The sequence below is a fragment of the Streptomyces longispororuber genome (assembly GCF_014656095.1).
In the GTDB taxonomy this organism is placed as follows: domain Bacteria; phylum Actinomycetota; class Actinomycetes; order Streptomycetales; family Streptomycetaceae; genus Streptomyces; species Streptomyces longispororuber.
The window spans coordinates 1-3,347 of sequence record NZ_BNBT01000297.1; the positions used below are offsets into that span (position 1 = coordinate 1).

At 72.9% G+C, this 3,347-nt stretch carries 1 protein-coding gene; it reads left to right on the top strand.

Going from position 1 to position 3,347, the window contains the following annotated elements:
* Positions 1-630 precede the first annotated feature (630 nt).
* Positions 631-3,324 carry an acyl-CoA dehydrogenase family protein gene (locus IE330_RS38160; RefSeq protein WP_190140769.1) on the top strand — a complete coding sequence of 898 codons (2,694 nt, stop codon included), beginning with the start codon at positions 631-633 and terminating at the stop codon, positions 3,322-3,324.
* Positions 3,325-3,347: the final 23 nt, after the last annotated feature.

A 3,347-nucleotide genomic window follows, 5' to 3' on the forward strand; every position in this document is an offset into this window, starting at 1 on the left:
CAGGCCGCCCTCGACGCCGCCACCGCCCACCCCCCCACACCCACCCAGGCCGGCGCCCCCACCCTGGCCGCGGCGCCCGACGCCGCCCAGGCCGGCGCCCCGTACCCGGCCACGGCCGGCGCGCAACAGACCGCCCCGCAGCACCCGGCAGCCCCCGCCCTCCGGCACGCAGGCACCCCACCCGCCCAGCCACGCCCCCACCCGGGCACAGGCCAGCACGGCGCACCCGACCCCACCCCGCACGACGCGCAGACCGTGCAGGCGAAAATCGCAGCCACCGCACAACTCGCCGCAGCCATGGACGCCCAGGCCGCAGCCGCCGTCACCCAGGCCGCGGCCGCCGCGCAAACCGCCTGGCACCACCAGACAACCACCCCCCACCCACCGACAGACCCACCAGCAGGCCTGCCGACAGCCCCTCACACAACCACCACCCCCACAGCCTTCGCACCGACACCCGACACGACACCACCCGGCACACCCACACCAACCCCCCACACCCACACCCTGACGCCGGGCACCCCCACCCCGAACACCCCGATGCACAGCACCCCGGCAGCAGACCCGCCCACAGCGGACACCCCAGCCCCGGACACCCTCACGCCAAACGCCCTGACGCCGGACTCCCCCATGCCAGGCACCCCGACGCCGGACACGCTCATGCCGGGCGCCCTGACGCCGGACCTCCTGATACCGGGAATGCTGACGCCGAGCACGCTGACGCCGGACTCCCCCACGCCGGGCACCCTGACGCCGGACCCCGTCACGCCGGACACGCTGCTGCCGGGCCCCCTCACGCCGGGCGCCCTGACGCCGGGCACCCCGGCGGCAGGCCTGCCCACAGCGGACACCCCGACGCCGGACTCCCCCATGCCAGGCACCCCGACGCCGGACCCCGTCACGCCGGACACCCTGCTGCCGGGCCCCCTCACGCCGGGCGCCCTCATGCCGGACTCCCTCACACCGGGCCCCCTCACGCCGGACTCCCTGACGCCGGGCACGCTGACGGCAGACCTGCCCACGCCCGCCCGGCCCACGGCGGACACCCCCACCAACTCCACAGCCACCGACCGCAGGACCGCCATCCGCCAGACCGCGCAGGCCACCCAGACCGAGCAGAACACCCAGAGCACCCGGGCCGGCCAACCCGCGCAGAACACCCGAGCCGACCAGGACACCCACACCGCCGAGGCCACCCAGGCCCACCGGGCCGACCGGGCCACGCAGAACACCCAGACCTCGCAGGACACCCAAGCCGCCGAGGCGGCACAGGCCACCGAGGCCGCGCAGGCCGCCCAAGCGACGCAGGCGGCCCAGGCCGCCCAGGCCGCACACGCCACCGAGGCCTCACAGGCCGCCCAGGCCGCCCAAGCGGCGCAGGCCGCCCAGGCCGCCGAAGCCGCCCAGGCCACCGAGGACGCCCAAGCGGCGCAGGCCACCGAGGACGCCCGAGCGGCCCAGGCGACGCAGGCCGCCCAGGCGGCGAAGGCGGCGGAGGCCGCCCAGGCAACGGAGGCGGCGGAGGTCACCGCCCGCCTCACCGACCTGCTCTTCCACGGCCCCGACCGCGAACGCATCCACGGCCCCTGGCGCCGCCTGATCGCCCGCCCCGAGTTCCGCGACCGCTACGACCTCAGCCCCCACCAGCAGATCACCCGCTCCTATAAGCGCCTGCACCTGCTCAACCACGCCGCCGGCACCCCCGAACTCCTCGCCCAGGACCCCGAACGCCTCACCGCCCTGCACGAATGGACCGGCGCCCTCGACGGCGGCCTGACCTCCCTGGCCAGCATCCACTACAACCTCTTTCTGGGCACCCTCCTCGACCACGACCACCACCACCGCGACCTGACCCCCTACACCCGCCTCACCCGCACCGGCACCTTCCTGTGCACCGAACTCGAACACGGCAACGACGCCGCCCACCTGCAGACCACCGCCCACCACCACCCCCACACCAACACCTTCACCCTCAACACCCCCACCCTGGGCGCCCAGAAATTCATGCCCAACACCAGCCCCGCCGGCGGCGCCAAAACCGCCCTCGTCGCCGCCCGCCTCATCGCCGCCGGCCACGACCACGGCGTCCACCTCTTCCTGGTCCCCCTCACCGACCCCCACGGCCACCCCCTGCCCGGCATCACCACCCGCCGCCTGCCCACCCGCACCGGCCCCACCATCGACCACAGCCTCACCCACTTCCACCACCTCACCCTGCCCCGCCACGCCCTCCTGGAAGCCGACCACACCCGCCTGAGCCCCGACGGCCACCTCACCACCACCCTCGGCAACCCCCGCAAACGCTTCCTCAAAACCCTCAACCGCGTCACCCTCGGCAAACTCTGCATGAGCGCCGGCACCCTCGGCATGGCCCGCACCGCCCTGGCCACCGCCCTCACCTACGCCCACCACCGCCACATCACCGGCCCCCGCCCCGGCCACACCACCCCCCTCATCGCCCACCGCACCCACCACCAACCCCTCCTCACCCACCTCGCCACCGCCTACGCCCTCACCCTCCTCAACCGCCACGTCCTTGACCTCTACACCCACCACACCCCCGACCAACTCCCCCACCTCGAACGCACCATCGCCCTCACCAAAGCCTTCACCACCTGGCAAGCCCGCACCATCGCCATCGAAGCCCGCGAACGCTGCGGCGCCCACGGCCTGTTCCCCCCCAACAACCTCCTCGAACAACAACTCAACATCGAAGGCGCCATCACCGCCGAAGGCGACAACCTCGTCATCACCGCCAAAGCCGCCAGCGAAATGATCTTCAACCACACCCCCCCACCCCCCACCCCCACCCCCCACCTCGACACCACCACCCCCCACGCCCTCACCCACCCCACCCACCTACGCAACCTCTTCACCCACCTCGAACACATCCACCTCACCCACGCCCGCACCGCCCTACGCACCGGACCCAAAAACAACCCCCTCGCCCGCTGGAACCACGCCAGCACCCCCGCCCTCACCCTCGCCCACACCTACATCCAACGCCTCACCACCGACGCCTTCCTCACCACCCTTAACCACACCACCCACCCCCCCACCCACACCCTCCTCACCCACCTCTACCACCTCTACACCCACACCCACCTCACCCCCCACACCCCCACCCTCCTCACCCACCACCACCTCACCCCCACCCAACACCACCACTACACCACCACCCACCTCACCACCACCCTCAACCACCTCACCCCCCACACCCACACCCTCACCCACGCCCTCCACCACCCACCCCAACAAACCACCCACACCCCCCTCAACCACCCCAACTACCCCACCCACACCCACCACCACACCACCCCCTAACACCACACCACAACAAAAGCGCC